21 protein-coding genes are annotated in these 19,899 nt (G+C 67.1%); 5 read left to right on the top strand and 16 right to left on the bottom strand.

Features of this window, described 5'->3' with window-relative positions:
- Positions 1-71 precede the first annotated feature (71 nt).
- The 12 genes from AB4Y99_RS12225 to AB4Y99_RS12280 form a co-directional block, all read right to left on the bottom strand.
- Positions 72-500 (bottom strand): DUF2147 domain-containing protein, encoded by a 429-nt coding sequence (locus AB4Y99_RS12225; RefSeq protein ID WP_112763456.1) that lies wholly within the window; start codon positions 498-500, stop codon positions 72-74.
- A complete protein-coding gene (locus AB4Y99_RS12230) occupies positions 481-888 on the bottom strand; it encodes an EamA family transporter (RefSeq protein ID WP_112763457.1) in 408 nt (135 codons plus the stop codon). The genes AB4Y99_RS12225 and AB4Y99_RS12230 overlap by 20 nt, the downstream gene beginning before the upstream one ends.
- Positions 885-2,045, bottom strand: a complete 1,161-nt coding sequence (locus AB4Y99_RS12235; protein ID WP_112763458.1) for a GNAT family N-acetyltransferase — start codon at positions 2,043-2,045, stop codon at positions 885-887. Before AB4Y99_RS12235 ends, AB4Y99_RS12230 begins: the two co-directional genes overlap by 4 nt.
- Positions 2,042-2,896 carry an alpha/beta hydrolase gene (locus AB4Y99_RS12240; RefSeq protein WP_197062719.1) on the bottom strand — a complete coding sequence of 285 codons (855 nt, stop codon included), beginning with the start codon at positions 2,894-2,896 and terminating at the stop codon, positions 2,042-2,044. The genes AB4Y99_RS12235 and AB4Y99_RS12240 overlap by 4 nt, the downstream gene beginning before the upstream one ends.
- A 10-nt stretch (positions 2,897-2,906) precedes the next feature.
- Complete coding sequence (locus AB4Y99_RS12245) at positions 2,907-3,269, bottom strand: EamA family transporter (RefSeq protein WP_441523506.1); 363 nt, start codon at positions 3,267-3,269, stop codon at positions 2,907-2,909.
- Positions 3,266-3,958 carry an arginase family protein gene (locus AB4Y99_RS12250; RefSeq protein ID WP_441523507.1) on the bottom strand — a complete coding sequence of 231 codons (693 nt, stop codon included), beginning with the start codon at positions 3,956-3,958 and terminating at the stop codon, positions 3,266-3,268. Before AB4Y99_RS12250 ends, AB4Y99_RS12245 begins: the two co-directional genes overlap by 4 nt.
- Positions 3,900-5,477, bottom strand: coding sequence for an aspartate aminotransferase family protein (locus AB4Y99_RS12255; protein WP_441523508.1), 1,578 nt, complete (start codon positions 5,475-5,477; stop codon positions 3,900-3,902). The genes AB4Y99_RS12250 and AB4Y99_RS12255 overlap by 59 nt, the downstream gene beginning before the upstream one ends.
- Positions 5,470-6,162: an MtnX-like HAD-IB family phosphatase gene (locus AB4Y99_RS12260; protein WP_197062721.1), complete on the bottom strand. Its 693-nt coding sequence runs from the start codon at positions 6,160-6,162 to the stop codon at positions 5,470-5,472. The genes AB4Y99_RS12255 and AB4Y99_RS12260 overlap by 8 nt, the downstream gene beginning before the upstream one ends.
- Positions 6,163-6,483: 321 nt before the next feature.
- Positions 6,484-7,233, bottom strand: a complete 750-nt coding sequence (locus AB4Y99_RS12265) for an SDR family NAD(P)-dependent oxidoreductase (RefSeq protein ID WP_441523509.1) — start codon at positions 7,231-7,233, stop codon at positions 6,484-6,486.
- Entirely contained in the window at positions 7,233-8,522 is a 1,290-nt protein-coding gene (locus AB4Y99_RS12270) for an ABC transporter substrate-binding protein (protein ID WP_441523510.1), read from the bottom strand. Before AB4Y99_RS12270 ends, AB4Y99_RS12265 begins: the two co-directional genes overlap by 1 nt.
- A 57-nt stretch (positions 8,523-8,579) precedes the next feature.
- The gene (locus AB4Y99_RS12275) at positions 8,580-9,875 is read right to left on the bottom strand and encodes an ABC transporter substrate-binding protein (RefSeq protein ID WP_441523511.1); all 1,296 of its coding nucleotides are present in this window, start codon (positions 9,873-9,875) and stop codon (positions 8,580-8,582) included.
- Entirely contained in the window at positions 9,847-10,638 is a 792-nt protein-coding gene (locus AB4Y99_RS12280) for a FadR/GntR family transcriptional regulator (RefSeq protein ID WP_441523512.1), read from the bottom strand. The genes AB4Y99_RS12275 and AB4Y99_RS12280 overlap by 29 nt, the downstream gene beginning before the upstream one ends.
- A 98-nt stretch (positions 10,639-10,736) precedes the next feature.
- Between AB4Y99_RS12280 and AB4Y99_RS12285 the strand changes: the two genes are divergently transcribed.
- From AB4Y99_RS12285 to AB4Y99_RS12305, 5 genes are read left to right on the top strand one after another with little or no spacing between them, the layout of a single operon-like run.
- Positions 10,737-11,861, top strand: coding sequence for a mandelate racemase/muconate lactonizing enzyme family protein (locus AB4Y99_RS12285; protein ID WP_441523513.1), 1,125 nt, complete (start codon positions 10,737-10,739; stop codon positions 11,859-11,861).
- Complete coding sequence (locus AB4Y99_RS12290; protein ID WP_441523514.1) at positions 11,861-12,733, top strand: carbohydrate ABC transporter permease; 873 nt, start codon at positions 11,861-11,863, stop codon at positions 12,731-12,733. The genes AB4Y99_RS12285 and AB4Y99_RS12290 overlap by 1 nt, the downstream gene beginning before the upstream one ends.
- On the top strand, positions 12,726-13,568 hold the full coding sequence (locus AB4Y99_RS12295; RefSeq protein ID WP_441523515.1) for a carbohydrate ABC transporter permease: 843 nt from the start codon (positions 12,726-12,728) through the stop codon (positions 13,566-13,568). The genes AB4Y99_RS12290 and AB4Y99_RS12295 overlap by 8 nt, the downstream gene beginning before the upstream one ends.
- A 3-nt stretch (positions 13,569-13,571) precedes the next feature.
- A complete protein-coding gene (locus tag AB4Y99_RS12300; RefSeq protein ID WP_441523516.1) occupies positions 13,572-14,456 on the top strand; it encodes a DUF6772 family protein in 885 nt (294 codons plus the stop codon).
- Entirely contained in the window at positions 14,456-14,791 is a 336-nt protein-coding gene (locus AB4Y99_RS12305; protein WP_191123188.1) for a hypothetical protein, read from the top strand. Before AB4Y99_RS12300 ends, AB4Y99_RS12305 begins: the two co-directional genes overlap by 1 nt.
- Positions 14,792-14,929: 138 nt before the next feature.
- Here AB4Y99_RS12305 and AB4Y99_RS12310 read toward each other — a convergent pair whose 3' ends face one another.
- The 4 genes from AB4Y99_RS12310 to ntrB all read right to left on the bottom strand — a co-directional run.
- Positions 14,930-16,516, bottom strand: a complete 1,587-nt coding sequence (locus AB4Y99_RS12310) for a sulfite reductase subunit alpha (RefSeq protein ID WP_441523517.1) — start codon at positions 16,514-16,516, stop codon at positions 14,930-14,932.
- Positions 16,513-18,303 carry a NirA family protein gene (locus tag AB4Y99_RS12315; protein WP_441523518.1) on the bottom strand — a complete coding sequence of 597 codons (1,791 nt, stop codon included), beginning with the start codon at positions 18,301-18,303 and terminating at the stop codon, positions 16,513-16,515. The genes AB4Y99_RS12310 and AB4Y99_RS12315 overlap by 4 nt, the downstream gene beginning before the upstream one ends.
- Before the next feature lie 11 nt (positions 18,304-18,314).
- Entirely contained in the window at positions 18,315-19,106 is a 792-nt protein-coding gene (locus tag AB4Y99_RS12320; RefSeq protein ID WP_441523519.1) for an ABC transporter ATP-binding protein, read from the bottom strand.
- An 11-nt stretch (positions 19,107-19,117) separates the two neighbouring features.
- Positions 19,118-19,899, bottom strand: a 782-nt coding sequence (gene ntrB, locus AB4Y99_RS12325) for a nitrate ABC transporter permease (RefSeq protein ID WP_441523520.1), incomplete at its 5' end; no start/stop codon positions are given.

Genomic DNA, 19,899 nt, shown 5'->3' on the forward strand with positions numbered 1-19,899 from the left:
TTCAGCGCCCTGTCGGACGCCCGGCGACCCCGACGGCAGACGGTCCCGCTGCGTGTGGCGGAACCGCCGCTTCATCGCTGCCGCGTCCAGAGATCGTCGTCGCAGACGAGGCCGCCGAGCACGCAGCCGCGGATCTCCAGGGTATCCGGCCCTTTCGGCGAAAGGGTCGTGCGATAGCTCTTGCCGTCTTCCGGATTGTAGCCGGTCCCGGTCAGGACGCCGGACGCGTCCGGCTTGAAGTCGCTGAGGACCTGCAGCCCGAGCAGTGGGCGCTCGCGCAGCTTCGGATCGGGATTAAAGCGGTCGACGTGAGGCTGCTTCAGCCAGACGATCTTGCCGCATAGGGCCGGGCCGCAGCGGCTGATCGCGATCTCCGACACGCCATCCGAGTCGCGCCAACGTCCGATGACCTCGCCGGTGCTGTCGGCCCGGGCTGGCAGCGACATCAGTGCCGCGGCAATCAGCAGGGCATGTGACAGCTTAGGAATCGGCATCGTCATTCTTCTCTCCGAGGGCGACCACGCCGGCCAGGATCAGCGCGATGCCGATGCTGCGGGTGAGGTCGATGCGCTCGCCGAACGCGAGCCAAGCGAACAGCGGAACCGTGACATAAGCGAGGCCGGTCATCGGGAAGGCGCGGCTCAGCGGCATGTCGCGCAGGATCGCCATCCAGACGACGAAGGTGCCGATATAGCCTATGCAGGCGAGCCAGACACCCGGCAGGGAGATCGCCTTCGCGATCATGGCGAGGCCGAAATCCATGTCGCTGAGGCCGTCCGCGCCCCATTTGAAGGCGAGCTGCGTGCCGGTATCGAGCACGATGAAGGCTGTCCAGATCGCGATCTGGCGCCAGCGGGACGGCTGTAGGGTCGGGGCGACGGCGCTCATGCGGCGCTCCTTCTGGCCATGGCCGCGAGATCAGGGTCGAAGCGCGCGAAGGAAAGATGCGGGCTGAGCTTGCGCATGGCCCATTGCAGCGGCGCGGCGCGATGCCGGAAGCGGATGGTGGAAGGCACCAGCCGGCTGCCGAAGCGCAGCTTCGCGGCATAGGCCGTCTGCCCGCTCTGCAGCAGCTTGATGCGCCGCTCCAGGCAGAAGCGCACATTCGCCATCCAGCTCACGGCGTAGAGATTGTGCTCGCGGCCGAGCGGGTAGCGCATGCCCAGGAACTTGTCGATCACGCGGTCGGCCTCGACCAGCAGCAGGTTGAAGGCGGCGAGTTCCGCGCCGATCCAGTAGAGCGCGAAGACGACCCGCGCGCCGAGCGCCTGCGACAGGCCGCTGAAATAGCCGGGCGGCAGCACTTCGAGGTCGCCATAGTCGAGGCCGCTCTGTTGCCGGGTCGATTCGTAGAGCGCGTCGATCTCAGCTTCGAGGCCGGCGATGTCGCCGCGGAACTCGATGCGGACCTGATCCGCCTTGGCGAGCTTGCGGCGGATGTCCTTGCGCGTCGACCCCGAGAGCGAGGCGAGGTAGCCGGCCTCGTCGGCGAAGGGCAGGTCGAGCACCGCTATCGGCAGGCTGCCGAGCTCCGCGAAGCCCTGCACGCCGAGAAGCGGGCCGAGCAGGGCGTCCTCAGCGGGGGCGAGATCCTTCCAGGCCACGATATGCGCGCGCTCGGTCGCGGCGCTGGCGGCGAGCGTCTCGACCATGACGCGGCAGGCCTGCTGGCGGGCTGCATCGTCGAGGCGAGGGGCGAAGCCGACATGGCAGCGTTCGGCATAGGGCGAGCCGACGCAGAGCACCCGCAGCGTCATCAGCCCGGGCAGGCGGCGGAAGACGGCCTCGCCGAGCGCGCGCAGCGGGCCCTGGAGCGGCGTGTCCAGACGGTAGTCGAGGCGGAAGAACGGCGCGACCGCGACGACACCCTGCGCATCCGAGACGGTGACGGCAAGGCTGCGGATGCCGACGGCCGAGACCGCCGCGGCCGTCTCGCAGGCGGCATAATAGGCATGGCACTCGGCCTCATGCGGCAGGCAGGCGTCCCAGGCCGCGCTCTCGACCTCTGCGATGCTGCCTGCGATCTGGCCGGTCAGGCCGGTCATGGGGCCGCGACGGCGCGCAGGAGCACCGTCTTGTTTTCGGCCTCATGGGCGGCTTCGAGCCGGGCCGCGAGTGCGACCGAGCGCTCCACGACGATGTCGCGCTGCTGGTCGATGGTGACGAGATGGTAGCTGTCGTCGAGGACGACCGCATCGACGAGGCCGCCGAGGCGGCGCTGGATATGGAAGGCGTTGGAGAGGCTCGCGATGTCGTCCTCGCGGGGATGGACGAGCAGGGCCGGGCAGCGGATCGAGGGCATCTGGCGGCGCGTCAGCGCGATGAGCTGCCACATCTGCTGCAAGGCGCGGGAAGGGGTCGTCAGCAGCCCCGCCTGCGTGCTGTCGCCGCTGCTCATCGCGCCCATGATCACCTGGCGGGTTCGCGGATCCTTGATGCCGTAGGGCTCGCGTTCGGCGAAGCTGTAGCGCCGACCCATCGGCGTGTTGATCAGCCATTTGAGCAGGAAGGCATAGCGCGGGATCGACCAGCCGTCATACCAGAGCGTCGGCGCATAGAGCGCGAGGCCGGCGACGTCGGCGGGGCGCTCGGCCGCGATATGCATCGCCATCACCGCGCCCATCGAGAGCCCGCCGACGATGATGCGGTCGCAGGATTCTTTCATGCGGTCGAGTTCGGCGAGCACGCTCGCCACCCAGTCGCGCCAGCTCGTGGCGAGCAGGTCGGCCTCCGTGCCGCAATGGCCGGCGAGCTGCGGGCAATTCACCGTGTAGCCCGAGCGATGGATCGCCCGCGCCACCAGCCTGAGCTCGACGGGGGTTCCGCCCAGCCCGTGGATGAGCAGGAACCCGGTGCGGTTGCCGGCGTAGCGCAGGCTATGGTCCTGAATGGTCACGGGCGCGGTCTCAGGCGGTTTGGGCGACGACGATGACGCCGCAGGTGATGAGGAAGGCGCCGAGCCATTGCCGGCGGCCGACACGCTCGCCGAGAAGCACGGCGCTGGCGAGCGCGATGGCGAGGAAGTTGGCGCTGGCGATCGGGAAGGCGATCGAAAGCGGCACCTCCGCCAGGATGCGCAGCCAGATGAAGAACTCGGCGACATAGGTGGCAAGGCCGGCAGTGACCCAGCCGCAGCGAAGCGCCGCCGCGGCGGTGGTCCGGAAATCGGCGCCTTGCGGCAGCCTGTCGGCGCCGATCTTGAAGCAGAGCTGGCCCGCGACGTCGCAGGCCACCGAGAGCACGAACCAGAAGATGATCCAGGGCGTCATGACAGCACCGTCTCGAAGCAGTCGATCAGGGCCGCATTGACGCGCGCATTGCGGGCGAGTGTCCCGGGCTCCGGCTTCAGGCCTTTGGGGTGATCGAAATAGGCGAGCGTCGCGCGGAACGGATCGGTGAAGCGCGGCTTGGACCAGTCGCCGCAGACATCGATGCCGCGGATCGCGCGCGCGGAGGCCAGGCGCTGGACCGCGCGCAGCAGGTGCGTCAGCGGCATCTCGCCCTGGTCCCAGTTGGTGAAGGCGTCTTCGGGGCCGAGCACATCCTTGTCGATGGTCAGCCAGATGGCGCGGGTCGGGATCGCCTCGACGAGCTCGTCGAGGAAGTCCGACCAATTCTCCTCGGCGAGATTGCGCCAGTGGAGATGGCCGCCTTCCTGCCGGTAGCACGCCGTCCGCCCGTAACGTCCCCAGACGCGCGAGGGCTGGTGGCGCCAGGGATAGAGCGCGATCCGCCCGTCGCGGACGGCGGCGAGATTGGCGAATTGCAGCTCGGGCCGGACGAGGTCGTCGCTGCAAGGGCCGATCGTCACGACCTTGCGCACATGCGGCAACTCCAGCGCCCGGTTGACCCAGGCGCCGCAATTGACCGTGGCGGGGAAACGCACCCAGTCGGGATGGTTATCGAAATGGACGATGGTCACGTCCTCCTCGACGCCAGAGACGAGGCTGGCGGTCAAGTGGTGAAAGTCCCCGGACCCGTAAAAGGTCACCGTGATCTCCCGCCCGCTGCCGGCATCGGGTGCGAGCCGGGAAGCGAGGCTTTGCAGCGCGGGTGAAGAGCTGGTCTAGCAGCGCAATCGCCAGATCGATCTCGGCGTAGCTCATGGTCAGTGCGGGCGCGAGGGTGATCACGTTCTTGTAGTAGCCGCCGATATCGAGCACGAGGCCGTAGCGCTTCCCCGCGATCTCGAGATCGGCCTTCATGCCCTCGTCGCACATCAGGTCGACCAGGCGCTTGGAGGGCGTGTAGCTGTCGTGCGGCTCGCAGATCTCGATGCGCAGCGCCATGCCGAGGCCGTCGACCTCGCCGACGATCTTGTGGCGCTTCTGAAGGTCCTTGAGGCCGTCGAGGAAATACGCGCCCTTGGCCATGACCATGGTCTCGTAGTCTTCCTCCTCCATCATCTTCATCGCCTCGAGCGCCACGGCGGTGCCGAGCGGGTTGGCGTTGAAGGTGGAGTGGGTCGAGCCGGGCGGGAAGACGGTCGGGTTGATCAGCGCTTCCTTGGCCCAGACGCCCGAAAGCGGGTTCAGCCCGTTGGTCACGGCCTTGCCGAAGACGATCACGTCCGGCGTCACGCCGAAATGCTCGATCGACCAGAGCTTGCCGGTCCGGTAGAAGCCCATCTGGATCTCGTCGACGACCATCAGGATGCCGTGGTCGTCGAGCACCTTCTTCAGACCGGTGAAGAAGTTCGGCGGCGGGATGACGTAACCGCCCGTGCCCTGCAGCGGCTCGACATAGAAGGCGGCGTATTCGGCCTGGCCGACCTTGGGGTCCCATACGCCATTGTACTCGCTCTCGAAGAGTCGCGCGAACTGCTGCACGCAGTGCTCGCCATACTCCTCCTTGCTCATGCCCTTCGGCCCCCGGAAGTGATAGGGGAAGGGGATGAAGTGGGCGCGCTCGCCGAAATGGCCGAAGCGGCGGCGATAGCGGTAGGACGAGGTGATGGCGGAGGCGCCGAGCGTGCGGCCGTGATAGCCGCCCTCGAAGGCAAACATCAGGCTCTTGCCGTTGGAGGCGTTGCGCACGAGCTTGAGCGAATCCTCGACCGCCTGCGCGCCGCCGACATTGAAGTGAACCCGGCCCTTGGCGCCGAACTTGGCTTCCGCGTCCTTGGCGATCATCGCCGCGAGCTCGATCTTCTCGCGGTGGAGATACTGGCTCGCGACCTGCGGCAGCGTGTCGATCTGGCGCTTCAGCGCATTGTTGAGGCGCGGATTGGCGTAGCCGAAATTGACCGCCGAATACCACATCTGCAGGTCGAGGAAGCGGTTGCCCGCCGCATCGAGCATGAAGGAACCCTCGCAGCCCGAGAAGATCTTGGGGAACTGCGTGTAGTGGACGGTGTCGCCATGCGAGCAATACTCCGCCTCGAGCGCGAGCAGGCGCGCTTCTTCCGCCGCGAGGCTGGCGCGCGATGCCGCTTGCACCGCATCGGCGGTCGCGAGCCGGGGGAATCCGTCATCCATCGATCTTGTCCTTGAGTTCTGTATGTTCCTCGGGCACGACGGTGCCGGCGAGGACGCCCTCCAGCAGGCTGATGGCCTCGGAGAAGACGGTAAAGGGCCTGTGGGCGATGCCGTTCTCGCGGCAATGCGAAACCAGGCTGTTCTTGGCGAAGACCATGTCGGCCTGGGCCGCCACGCAGAAATCCGAGCGCCCATCCCCGACGAGCAGGGTCAGGGGTCGGCTGAGATTGCTCGCGACCCGGCATTTGCAGGTGCCGCTCGCGCAGCCGCCGGACGGGTCGGCATGCGGCGAATCCAGCCGCCAGCGATCGCCGCCGATCGATTCCAGATGGTTGGCGATGATCGTCAGGTCGCCGAGACCGGCCTTGCGCATGATCCGGCGGATCGTCCGATCCAGCCCGTCGGAAACGACGGTGACGGGGATGCCGTGATGCTGGCAGAGATGGACGAAAGCGGCGAAGGCCCAGTCGATCTCGAGGCTTTCGACGAAGGTGTCGAACACGTCGGGCGAGACGCGCAGCAGGGCGACCTGCCGCGCCATGCACTCCCGCGAGCCGATATGGCCCGCGGTCCACTCTGCTTCGATCTCTTCCCAGCCCGGCGCGGCGAAGCGCTGAAGGACACTGTCGGTCGTATCACGGCGCGAGATCGTGCCGTCGAAATCAATGATGGCCTGCCACTGCATGCGTATGCGCTCCGGAACCGTGCGCATAGCGCAAGCGGTGTGCCAAACCTTACATCGTTGTCATATATAAGTTTTTAAGTTTGGGACAGCGTGGGGTACCTGCAAAGTTTGGAAGCGCCATCAAATTTTGTAGGGTCGTTGCAGCAAATCCCGTAGCCATGGCGAGGCCTGCTCCCTGCTGCCGGGCAGGCGGTTCCGAACGGCGATGCTCAGGGAAACAGGGCCTTTTCGCGCGGCGGGTTCCTCGATCCTTCGCACTTGCGGCAGCTGGTCGACAGCCGCCCACTAACTCTCCGCCTGCAGCAGGCGCGACGTCAACCGTCAGAGTCGCATGCCGCCATCCACCGGGATCGCGGCGCCGTTGATATAGGCGCCCTCCGGTGAGCAGAGCAGCAGCGCGATGCCCGCGCAGTCCTCGGGGCTGCCGATCCGGCCCAGCGGGATACGCGCGAGAGCCAGCTCTTCCCGGCCCGGCTGCGCGAGGATCGCGCGGTTGCGGTCGGTGCGCACGGCGCCGGGCTGGATGATGTTGAAGGTGATGTTCTGCGCCTGCGTGGTGCGGGCGAGGGTGAGGATCATGCTCGTCTGCGCGGCCTTGGTGGCGGCGTAGTAGAGGCAGTCGGCATTGGCACGCGCCTCCTGCACGGAGCCGATCGCGATGACGCGGCCGAAGCCGCGGGCCTGCATGCCGGGCAGGAAGGTCTTCAGGAGCCGTGCCGTCGCATGCAGATTGACCTCGCTCTGCACGGCGAGCGCCTCGTCGCTCAAGGTATCGAGCCTCTGGCGAATCTCGGCCGAGGCGCAGAGGACGAGGATGTCGGGTGTCAGCGCCAGCCGCGCGAGCGCGGCGGCCATGCCGTCGACGGCGCCGGGCTGTGCCAGATCGGCGATGAGCGGCGTTGCCCGGCCGTCCTCACCACCGAGCCGGCGCGCGACTGCCTCGCCCTCCTCGTCGCGGTCATGGATGACGAGGTGAGCGCCCGCGCCCGCAAGAGCGGTCGCGATGGCCAGCCCGATCCCCCGCGCCGCGCCGGTGACCAGCGCGACGCGCCCCGAAAGCGGCCCCGCCATCAGCCGAGCAGCGGCTTCACGCGCGCGGTCGCGTCGTCCATCGCCTGCTGCGCGGGCTTGCGGCCGAGCACGGCAGCCTGGGTCTCCTCGATGAAGATGTCATGCGCGCGCGCCTGCTCGTCGAAGGCCGGCAGATGGATGCGTGAGGCCTTGAGCGCGGCGGCCTCGTCGGCGGCATAGGGCATCGCCGCCTTCAGCTTCTCGTCGGCATAGGTCGAGATGCGGACGGGGCCGTTGCCGTTGAGCGCCATCGCCGTCGTGCCGGCCTTGGACGACAGGGTGCGGATGAACTCCCAGCTCAATGGCTTCTGCTTGGCGTTCTTCGGGATCATCAGCGACCAGAACTCGACCGTTGGCGCGAAGGCGACCTTGCCGGCGAGATCGGCCGCCATCGGCGGCAGCAGCGACTTGAAGCGCCCGCCATATTTGCCCTTGGACGGGTCGTTATAGGTGACGAGCCGGGCGAAGGGGTTGATCGTCATCGCGGCCCGGCCCTGCTGCATCCAGGTGGTGATCTCCTCGTTGTTCACCGTCGCGAAGTTCCGCGGCAGCACGCCGGCCTTGTAGAAATCGGCGAGCAGGGTCAGCGTCTTCACCATCGGCGGCTCGGCGGCGACGAKCTTGCCGTCGSTSGTCATGTAGTCGCCGCCGAGGCAGCGGGCGAGCGTCAGGAAATTCGAGGCGAAGACGGCGGTGAAGGCGAGGCCGTAGACCTGCGTGCCGTCCTCGCGCTTGAAGGTGAGCTTGCGAGCAAGTTCCGTCAGCTCCTCGAAGGTCGTCGGCAGCTTGGTGATGCCTCGCTCCTCGAGCAGGGCCTCGTTATAGATCAGGGCATTGGTCGCATGACGCACCGGGATGCCGTGCAAGGCATCGCCGACCTTGAGCGGTGCGATCAGGCCGGGCGCGACATCGTCGAAGGCTTCGATCGGCGCCTGCTTCATCAGCGCGTCGAGCGGCTCGAAGAGCTGGAGATTGCGCGGAACCGCCCGGCCATTGACGAGATAGGCGACATCGATCGAGGTCTCCGACAGCGAAGCCTCGCGCAGCAGCCGCTCATGCACGGCATTGACATCGCCAAAGGTCACCCAATTGACCTCGGAGCCATTCGCCTTGCGAAAGCCCTCGGTGGCATCGCCGCCGGGGCCGGTGGTCGCGGCCGTCTGGTGGACGCGGTGGCCGAGCGCGGTCAGCGTCCGGGCCTGGGCGAGGGCGCCTTTGGGAAGAAGCGCCGCCGTAGCGGTCGCGCCGGCGAGGGCGCTGAACCGGCGGCGTGAAATGCGGAGCGTCATCGATGGTCCTCCGAGGTGTTGTTTCGACGCTGTCGTCACGCCGCTTTTGTCGATCGATCAGGCCGGCAGCAGCGGCTGCACGCGCTTGACCAGCGAGGCCATCGCCTCCTCGGGCGTCTTCATGCCGAGCACGGCGGCCTCCGCCTCCTCCTTGAAGAAGTCGCCGGCGCGGGCCGCCTCGTCGAAGGCCGGCAGCGGCACGCGTGCGACCTTCAAGACCTTCAGCTCCTCGGCSGCATARGGCACGGTCSCGGCGAAGCTCKSGTCGGCATAGGTCGAGGCGCGSACCGGGCCGTTGCCGTTGAGSGCKGCKYYMARYGTCGCCTSCTTCGAGGYCATCGCCTTGATGAAGCTCCAGGCGAGGTCCTTGCGCTTGGCGTTCTTCGGGATGACCATGCCCCAGAACTCGACCTTGGCCGGAGCGGCGGCATATTTGCCGGCGAGCGTCTTCGAGGCGGGCACGGCGATCGTCTTGATCTTGCCGGGGAATTTCGACTTCTGCGGATCATTGTAGATGCGGTTGCGGCCCATGCTCTGCAGGCTCATCGCGGCGCGGCCCTGCTGCATCCAGACATTGACGTCCTCGGGCGAGAGCGTCGCGAAGCTGCGCGGGAAGGCGTTGATCTGGAAAAGCTCGCGCAAGGTGCGGATCGCATTCAGCATCGGCGGCTGGTCGGCGACGCATTTGAAATCGGACGTGATGAAGTCGCCATCCCAGGCGCGGGCGAGGTCGATCACGTTGGGATAGGTCACGCCCGGCGTGCACAAGCCCACGACTTGGGTGCCGTCGCTGCGGCGATAGCTGCAGGCCTTGGCGATCTCGATCATCTCCTCGATCGTCGCGGGAGGCTTGGAGAAGCCTTTCTCGGCCAGGATCTCCTCATTGTAGTGCAGGCCGGAGGAGGCGTGGCGGAAGGGGATGGCGAGCTGCTTTCCGCCGACTTTCATGCCCTGCATCAGGCCGGGAAAGATGTCGGCGGGGTCCTCGACCGGGTCCTTCCTGAGGTAGTCGTCGAGCGGCTCGAACAAAGTCGCGGCGCGCGGCACGACCTGGGTATTGACCACGAAGCCGACATCGACCGAGCTCTCGCCTAGGCTCGCCTCGCGAAACAGCCGCTCCTGCAGCGGGCCGGTGTCGAAGGTCGTCCACTGGACGGTGACGCCGTTCTTCTGCGCCCAGTCCTTGGTGATGTCGCCGCCCTGCGCGCCGGTCGCGACCGTCTGCATGACGCGATGGGTGAAGACGTTGAACGGATTGCTCTGCGCCCGAGCCGCGCCGCCGAGCCCGGCGAAGCTCAAACCCAGGATGCCGGCCCCGAACTGCCTACGGTCGAGCGTCGCCCTCTGGCTCATGGTGATCCTCCCTGTGGTTCGCGAGTTCCGCGATGGCGGCTTCTGCCGCTTCGAAATGCTTGTTCATGGCGGCAAAGGCCGCGGCCGGATCGCCGGCCCGGATCGCGTCGACGACGCGGACATGCCGCTCGAAGGTGCGTTGCCAGTCCGCGGGGCCACGCGCCTCGCGCGAATTGAAGATCTCCATCACCTCGCGGATCACCGGCCGCAGGCCCCGGATCTGGAAATCCAGCAGGCGGTTGCCCGAGGAGGCGGCGACGGCCTCATGGAAATCGAGATCGGCCTCGATCCAGCGCGGCACGTTGCCAAGCGCATCTTCCATCCGGGCGAGGATGAGGTCGAGCTTCTCGATATCCTCGGCGGTGCGGCGCTCGGCGCTGTGCGCCGCGATCGGCGGTTCCAGGATGCGGCGCAGCTCCACGGCCTCGGTCAGGCCATTGGCGCGGCCGCGCACGGCGAAGCGGTAGAAGCGGTCGAGCGGGGCGGCATCGAGCGCCTGCACCCGCGTCGGCTTGCCCTGCTGGATATGGACGACGCCCATCGCCGCGAGCTGGCGGATGGCCTCGCGGGCGATCGGCTTGCTGACACCAAAGGAGGCGGCGATGCGCGCTTCCGAGGGCAGGAAATCGCCCGGCTTGAGCCGCCCGTCATGAATCGCCTGGGTGATGCGCTGGATCACGGCATCGCCAAGACGCATCGGCACGACATCGCCTCCGGCGAAAAGGTCGTCCTCATCCAGCACGGAACGGGCGGTGTCGCTCATCAAATTCCTCCGGCGGCGATCATTGACAGATGCCGCGTTCCTTGGCAACTGTTCAACCTATCAGATAAGATGATGTCCTTCAGGGGGGACGCGAGCCCATGCCGGCCAGCCGGATATCGAAGATCGCCGTGCATCCGCTGCGGGCGACCCTGCCCAAGGTCCAGCGGACATCGCAGGGTGACTACCCGGCGATCGAGATCGTCGTCGTCGAGGTCGAAACCGAGGACGGCACGGTCGGCTTCGGGGAGGGGCTCTGCCGGCGCGGCGCGGCCGGCTATGCGCGCTTCATCGAGGAGGCGCTGGTTCCGCGCCTGATCGGACGCGACGCCGCCGACCGGCGCGCGCTCTGGAAGGCGATGCGCGCTGCCTTGTCAGGCCGGCCCGGCGGCCAGATCGTCGAGGCGATCGCCGCGATCGACATCGCGCTCTGGGACATCGCCGGAAAGCAGGCGGGCGAGCCGATTCACCGATTGCTCGGCGGCATGGGGCGCAAGGAGGTCGCGGCCTATGCCTCCTCAATCAACTGGCTCGACGATGCGACGGTCGAGGCCGAGGTGGCGGCCGTTCTGAAAGCCGGCTTCCGCGAGATCAAGGTTAAGCTCGGCCATCCGCTCAGGGACGCCATCGCCCGCGCGAAACTGATCCGTAGGCTCGCCGGCGACGACATCGCCCTCTATGTCGACGCCAACTGGGCCTATGACGTCGACGACGCGATGATCGTCGGGCGGGCGCTGGCCGATCTCGGCTACGGCTTCTTCGAGGAGCCGATCGCTCCGCATGACCGTGAGGGCTATCGTCGTCTGGCGCAGCATCTGCCGATCCGCCTGGCGGCCGGCGAGAGTGACTATGTCGCGTCTGAGGCGCTGATCTCGTTGCAGGACCGCTCGCTCGGGCTGATCCAGCCGGACGTGACGCGCTCGGGCGGCATCACCGAGACCTGGCGCATCGCCGAGCTCGCGGCCACCTTCAGTACGGCCTATGCGCCGCATGTCGGCTGGTCGGGCGCGATCTGCGTTGCCGCGAGCCTGCAATTGGCGGCGGCGGCGGAGAGCTTCCGCACCTTCGAATGCATGGTCTACGAGAACCCGCTGCGCGATGCCTTCACGCGCCCGCTCGTCGGCGAGGGCTCGCAACTGGTCGACGGCAAACTCGCCATTCCGCAGGGGCCGGGCCTCGGCGTCGAGATCGACCGCGAGGCGCTGAAGCGCTTCAGGATCGCTTGATGACCAGCCGCACGCCCCTTTCCGCCATCGCGCTGGTCACGCCGGTCCAGCTCATGATCGGCGGCATCATCTTCCTGCCGGCGATCTACGTCTTCTGGCTGAGCCTCAACCAGTCCTCCTTCGGCCAGCAGGCGACATTCGTCGGCCTCGCCAACTACGCCAAGGTGCTGGCCGATCCGTATTTCTGGAAGGCGCTGCTCAACACCGTCATCGTCGTCGCCATCGTCGTGCATGTCGAATTGCTGATCGGGCTCGGCATGGCGCTGTTCTTCGCCTCGGGCGTACCGCTCCGCGCCCTGCTGCTCGCCATCGTGCTTGCGCCCTATGCGGTCAGCGAGGTCTCGGCCGTGGTGATGTGGCGCTACCTGTTCGAGCCCGATGTCGGGATGATGAGCCGGTTGCTGGCCACCATCGGGCTGCCGCCGATCGAATGGGCGGTGAACCCGAGCCACGGCCTCGCCATGGTCAGCCTGCTTTCGATCTGGCTGCATCTGCCGTTCAGCTTCATCATCCTCTATGCCGCACGGCTTTCGATCCCCAGCGACCTCTACGAGGCGGCGTCCATTGACGGCGCCTCGGCCTGGACCAGCTTTCGCCGCGTGACGCTGCCGCTCTTGATGCCGGCGCTGCTGATCGCGGCGCTGTTYCGCTACATCTTCGCCTTCCGCCTGTTTTCSGAGGTCTGGCTGATGACCGGCGGCGGRCCYGCACGCWCSACCGAGGTGATGGCSGTCTATCTCTATCTCGAGGCCTTCCGCTACAACGCCTTCGGCCCGGCCGCGGCCACCGGCTGGTTGCTCGTGCTCGCCTCGCTCCTGCTCGCGCTGTTCTATCTGCGCCGGCTCTACCGGGAGATGTTCGCGCGTGCCTAAGCTCTCCCTGCCCAAGCTCCTGCGCCATTTCCTGAAATTTTTGGGCGTGCTGGCGGTCGTCGCCTGGTCGCTCGTCCCGATCGGCCTGATCGCGATGTCCTCCTTCAAGGCTGATCGTGACATCTTCTCGCCGACCGGCGCCTTTTCCTTCGCGCCGACGCTGGCGAACTACCAGGCGCTGTGGAGCCGCTGGGGCGACTTCTTCWYCGGSCTGTGGAACAGCTTCCTCGTCACCGTGGGTGCGACCGTGCTCGCCGTCGGCGTCTCGCTGCTCGCCGGCTTCGCCTATTCGCGCTTCGCCTCGCGCGGATTGCAGGCCTCGGCCTTCTTTCTGATCTTCATCCGCCTGATCCCGCCGATCGTGATTACGCTGCCGCTCTTCCCGGTGGTGAACTGGCTCGGCCTCAACGACACGCATGTCGWGCTGATCGTGCTCTACGCCACCTTCTTCGTCTCGCTGGGCACGGTGGTGATGCGCACCTTCATCGACCAGATCCCGCGCGAGCTGGATGAGGCCGCGATGATGGACGGCGCCTCGCAGTTCCAGATCATCATGCGCGTGATCCTGCCGATGGCGGCGCAGGGCATGCTGGCGGTCTCGGTCTTCGTCATCGTCTACGCCTGGAACGAGTTCCTCTTCGCCTTCATCTTCACCACCACCAAGGCCAAGACCGCGCCGCTGGTGATCTCCGAGATGATCGGCGCCGTCGAGGGCGTCGAGTGGGGCGTGCTCTTCGCGGCCTCCACCGTGCAGCTCGTGCCGGTGCTCGCCTTCGTCATCCTCATGCAGAAGCATCTCGTGGCGGGTCTTACCGCCGGCGCGGTGAAGGGATAAGCCATGAACCAGCTCGACGATCTCAGACGCGCCATCCGCGAAAGCGACCCGCAGCTCAGCCGGTTCGATCCCCTGCCGCGGATCATCTGCCTCGACGATTTCGACCGCGGCATGTGCGGCTGGACCCAGCTCGTCGGCAATTACGAGGATACGCTGGACGCGATGCTGCCGGGCTATGCCCAGCACAGCCACGCCATGCTCTCGACTCTGCCGAACTGGGATTTCGGCTCGCATGGCGGCGTCGACGGCTCCTACGCGCTGAAGATCGCAACGCGGCCGAAAAAGGGCGCGCAGAACGTCGCGATCAAGCGCCTGACCTTCCGCAAGGCCGGGCCGATCCGGCTCGAGGCCTATTTCACCTTCAAGCCGGAAGCGACGGAGCTCGCCCTGTCGGAGACCGATATCCGCTCCTTCGGCTTCCTCTACGATCTCCAGATCGGCGACACGTCTGGGCCGGGAGATCGCGTCATGCCGCATCTGCGCTTCCTCAACGCGCAGGACGGCCAGCACCTGCAGAAATGGCAGTTCAAACGAAAGACCACGCCGATCAAGCCGATCGGCACCGCCGGCAAGACGATCACGCATTACCATCTCGCTCCCGAGGACTGGGAGGATCTGCCGGGCGGCGAGCAGCGGCTCTGCTACAACGAGATCCCGACCAAGGTGAACTGGCACTATCTGCGCTTCGATTTCGACCTCGCCGCGATGCAGGCGACGCGCTTTCAGGTCAACGACCGCGTCTTCGCCATGGACGGGTTCGACTGCATCCGCATCCCGGCGATGAAGAACCTGTGGTGCATGCTGAACCTCGCCTTCTTCGCCGAGACGGACACCGACAAGCGYGCCTTCGCCTATCTCGACTCCGTCTGCCTGTCGGGGGATTTCTGATGCTGCCCGAGAACCTGACCGCCGTCGTTGCCCGCAACGAAAGCTGGACCGGCGCCAGCGCCACCGAGCCTTATGAGGCCGGCTGGGCGAAGGAAGCGATCGTCTTCGTCCGGGCGCTGAAGGAGCCGAAGGGAGCCCTCCCGAAGGCCCGGGTCGAGATTTCCGCTGACGGGATTCACTGGTGTCCCGAGGGCTCGGAGTTCGATCTGCCGGCGGCGAAGGACGCGGTGACCTTCCAGCGGCTTGCCCATTTCGGCAACTTCCTGCGCGTCGCCGCGACCTTGCCGGAGGGCGCCGAGATTACCGTGCTGGTGACCTTCCATCTGAAGGCCTGATCGCGGGACATCCGTAGAGCTTGCTGCGTTGTCGCGGAAGCACGGGATCCATGCCGGAGCCTTGATCGAAAAGGGTCAGGCATGGATCCCGGGTCAGGCCCGGGATGACGGTGTGGTTCCGCGCAAAATCGGCATGCCCTAATAGACGTCGGCCTGATAGCGCCCCGCCTTCCGCAAGGACGCGACATAGGCGATCGCCTCCTCGCTGGAGCGCCCGCCATGCTCCGCGATGACGTCGACCAGAGCGCGCTCGACATCCTTGGCCATGCGCTTGGCGTCGCCGCAGACGTAGAAATGCGCGCCCTGTTCGAGCCAGGCCCAGAGTTCGCCGCCGCGCTCGCGCATGCGGTCCTGGACATAGACCTTCTCGCCCGCATCGCGCGACCAGGCGAGCGTCAGGTTGGTGAGGAAGCCGGCATCCTTCATCGCCTGCAATTCGTCTTCGTAGAAGAAGTCGCAGGCCCGCCGCTGATGGCCGAAGAACAGCCAGTTGCGGCCGGGTGCCTTGGTCGCCTGCCGGTCGTGCAGGAAGGCGCGGAAGGGCGCAACGCCCGTGCCCGGACCGCACATGATGATTGGCGTCGCCGGATCGGCGGGCAGCCCGAAGCCATGGGCGCGCTGGACATAGACCGGCACCTTGTCGCCGGGCTCGACGCGCTCGGCGAGGAAGGTCGAGGCCACGCCCCAGCGCGGGCGCGTGCCGATCTTGTAGCGCACGGTATCGACGGTCAGCGTGATGCGGCCCGGCGTGGCGTTGTGCGAGGAGGAGATCGAATAGAGCCGCGGCTGGAGTGGATCGAGCGCCTCGACGAAGGCCTCCGCCGAAAGCCGCGCCTGTGAGAATTTGTGCAGCGTGCCGAGCACGTCGAGCCGGTCGATATCGCCGTCGGGATCCTCCCCGGCGGCGAGGCGTCTGGCCTTGGCGCGGGCTTCCCCGCCGGTGACATAGGAGATGAGCTGGAACAGCGCATCAGGCGCCGGTCCGAGCGCGCAGTCTTCCATGAGCCTGTCGCGCAGGGGCTTGCCGCCGATCTCTGCGTCCGGCCGCGCGCCCAGAAGCGCGATCACCGCATCGACGAGGCGGGGATCGTTCCGCGCGACGATGCCGAAAGCGTCGCCGACGACATAGCCGAGCCCGCTTTCGGAGAGGTCGAGCTCGACATGCCAGGTCTCCTTCTCGGAGCCCGCGCCATTGAGCTTGCGGCGCGAGAGAAAGGTCGCGAGCGCCGGATTCTCGCGGCAGCGACCTTTCGGTCCCAATTCCGCTGCCGGTGCGGCCTCGATGGGGGCGGCCGGGGCCGAGGCGCCGGGCTCCTCCATCAGCGCCTTGACCTGCCGCAGCGTCTCCTTGCCGCCCGGCGCGCAGAGATTGAGCCGCCCTTCCGCGCCCGAAGCGATGGCGGCGGAATAGGTCTCGCAGACATAGCCGCATTGCCCGCAATCCTGCTGGGCCATGGCGGCATAGAGCCGGCGGGGCAGGGGCTTGCCCTCGGCGAGCTGCAGGCGCTCCGTCATCGGCATGGACGGGTCGTGCCAGGGCGCTCCGTCATCCTCGGCCTGCTCCATCATCGCGGCGTTCTGCGCCGGGGACAGGGCGGTGACGCCGGCATTGTCGAGCGAGAGCAGCCCGGCGAAGAAGCCGTTGAGCCAGGAGCGCTGCTCCTCGCTGAAGGGCGCGCTCTCGGGGACGATCTGCGCGGGCGGAGTCGGCGTCTGCACGGTCATGCCGCCTCTCCCGCCTCGGTGACCAGCACCCTCAGGGCCGCGATCTCGTGGCGCCGCGCGAAGGCGACGAAGCTTTCGTCGGGCGCCGCCCGGTGCGACTGCCAGCTCCGCAGGATCGCTTCGACGATGGCAGGGGCCTCCTCGGCTTTCACATGTGTGAGCAATTCACGGCCGATGCCGCCTTCCACGCCATAGCCGCCGCCGACGAGGACATTGTAGCCGGGGACGGTGTCGCCCTCGTCACCGACCGGCACCTTCTGCCCGATCAGGCCGATATCGCCGATATAATGCTGGGCGCAGGAGTTGTGGCAGCCGGTCAGGTGGATGTTGACCGCCTGGTCGAGCACGATGCGCGGTTCGCAATGGGCGGCGATGGCGAGCGCATCCTCCTTGGTGTGCGCGCCGGCGAATTTGCAGCCGGTCGCGCCCGTGCAGGCGATCAGCCCGGCGCGCAGGATGGAGGTCTCGGCCGAGAGGCCGGCGGCTTGCAAATTCGCGAGCGCATCCTCGATCTTCGCGTCGGGCACGCCGGAGATCAGCAGGTTCTGCCAGACGGTGAGGCGGATATCGCCGTCGCCGCATTGGCGCGCGATCGCCGCGATGACGCGCATCTGCGGCACGGTGAGCTTGCCCACCGGCAAGGCGACGCCGATCCAGTTCAGGCCGGCCTGAGCCTGCGCATGCACGCCGATATGGGCGAGGCGGTCATAGACCGGGCGCGGCGCGACGAAGGCGCCGTCGAGCCGGAGCAGCCGGCGCCCGAGCTTCTCCTCGACAGCGGCGAGGAACCGCTCGAAGCCCCAGGCATCGAGCACATATTTGAGCCGGGCCTTGTTGCGATCCGTCCGGTCGCCATGGGCGATGAAGACGCGCACGATGGCATCCGCCACGGCAATCGCGTCGGAAGGCGCAACGATCACGCCGGTGTCGCGGGCGAGATCCTTGTGGCCGGTGATGCCGCCGAGCGCGAGGCGGTACCAGATGCCCGGCTCGACCGGCTGCCCGTCGCAGGAGGCGCCTTCCAGCACGTCGATGGCCTGGAAGCCGATATCGTTGGTGTCTTCCAGCGTCGCGATCGAGCCGGCGCCGTCGAAGGCGACGTTGAACTTGCGCGGCAGCCCGTAGAGCGAGCGGTCGTTGAGGATGTGGTGGTGCCAGGCGCGGGCATGCGGGCGCGTGTCGAGGAGTTCGAGCGGGTCGATGCCGGCCGTCGCCGAGCCCGTGACGTTGCGGATATTGTCGGCGCCCGAGCCCTTGGCGGTCAGGCCGAGATCGGCGAGCCCTTCCAGCAGCGACGGAGCATTCTCGGCCGAAATCTCGCGGATCTGGAGATTGGCCCGCGTGGTGACATGGCTGTATCCCCCGCCGCAGCGCTCGGCGAGATCCGCCACACCCTCGAATTGCCAGGCGTTCAGGATGCCGTTGGGAATGCGCAGGCGGCACATATAGCTGTTCTGCGCCGGCGCCACATAGAACAGGCCGTGATAGCGCCAGCGGAAATCATCCTCGGGCTTGGGAAATGCGCCGGTGGCGGCCTGTGCCTTGAAGCGGGCATAGGCGTCGAAAGGGTGCTCGGCCTGTTTCCACTTCTCCTGCGGAACGAGCTTGCCGCCGGCGGCGATCGCGCGCTCCTGCGCCTCCAGATGTTCGCGGTCGGGGCCGGCGGGAGACGTTCCGCCGCCCGCTCCGCCGAGCGGCGCGAGCCCGCGCGCGGCCCGGGCCGACTGCATGCCGCTGGTGAAGCCTTCGAGATAGCGCTTCTGATCGGGGGTGAAATCGTCGCTCATGGCCGGCGTCGTCACGCCGCCTCGACGAAGCGGTGGCGTTCGTAGAGGAACTTCAGCACCGCCTCGCGCGCGGCGATGTAGGTGCGGTCAGCGACCAGCTCCAGCCGCTTGCGCGGGCGGGCAAGCCGCACGTCGAGCACTTCGCCGATGCGGGCGGAGGGGCCATTCGACATCATCACGATCCGGTCGGAGAGCAGCACGGCCTCGTCGACGTCATGGGTGATCATGATCATGGTGTTGCCGAGCGCGGCATGGATCTGCATCACCGAATCCTGCAGATGCGCCCGCGTCAGCGCGTCGAGCGCGCCGAAGGGCTCGTCGAGCAGCAGGATCTTCGGCTCCATGGCGAGCCCCCGCGCGATGCCGACGCGCTGCTTCATGCCGCCGGAGATCTCGGCCGGCCGCTTGTCCTTGGCATGGGCCATCTGGACGAGGTCGAGATTGTGCATGATCCAGCCATGCCGCTCGGCCCTGCTCTTGGAGCTGCCGAAGACCTTGTTCACGGCSAGCGCGACATTGTCGTAGACSGTGAGCCAGGGCAGCAGCGARTGGTTCTGAAASACCACGGCGCGGTCCGGGCCGGGCGCGTTGACCTCCTTGCCCTCGAGCAGGATGCCGCCGCTCGTCGCCGGGGTCAGCCCCGCGACGATGTTGAGCAGGGTCGACTTGCCGCAACCGGAATGGCCGATGATCGAGACGAACTCGCCCTTGTCGATGACGAGGCTGATGTCCTTGAGCACCTCCGTCGTGGCGGCGCCGCGCTGGAAGCTTTTGTCGACGTGGTCGATCTTGAGATAGCTCATCGTTCAAGCCCTCAATGGGTCGGGGTGCCGCGGGTGACGACATGGCCGAGAAGGGCGACGAGGCGGTCCAGCAGGAAGCCGACCACGCCGATATAGACCAGCGCCACGATGATGTCGGAGAGGCGGGACGAGTTCCACGCATCCCAGATGAAGAAGCCGATGCCGACGCCGCCGGTCAGCATCTCGGCGGCGACGATGGCGAGCCAGGACAGGCCGACGCCGATCCTCAGGCCGGTGAAGATGTAGGGCGCGGCCGAAGGCACCATGATCTTGAAGAAGAATTCGACCTGGTTCAGCCGCAGCACCTTCGCGACATTGCGATAGTCCTGCGGAATGTTGCGGATGCCGACGGCCGTGTTGATGATGATCGGCCAGATCGCGGTGATGAAGATCACGAAGATCGCCGAGGGCTGGCTGTCGCGGAAGGCGGCGAGCGAGAGCGGCAGCCAGGCGAGCGGCGGCACCGTGCGCAGCACCTGGAAGACCGGGTCGAGCCCGCGCATCGCCCAGATCGACTGGCCGACCAGCGCGCCGAGCAGCACGCCGACCACGGCCGCCAGGCTGAAGCCGATGGCGACGCGCTGCAGCGAGACCAGGATGCGCCAGCCCAGCCCGATATCCTGCGAGCCCGCCCAGTAGAACGGCTCGACGATCAGGTCCTTCGCCTCTTCCCAGATCTTGGTGGGCGTCGGCAGGGAGGATTGCGGTCCATGCGCGGCGAGCTGCCAGAACAGCAGGATCAGGGCCACCGTGATCAGCGGCGGCAGCAGATTGACCATCGCCGCCTTCGCCC

It is taken from the genome of Allobosea sp. TAB14, from assembly GCF_052113865.1.
In the GTDB taxonomy this organism is placed as follows: domain Bacteria; phylum Pseudomonadota; class Alphaproteobacteria; order Rhizobiales; family Beijerinckiaceae; genus Allobosea; species Allobosea spartocytisi.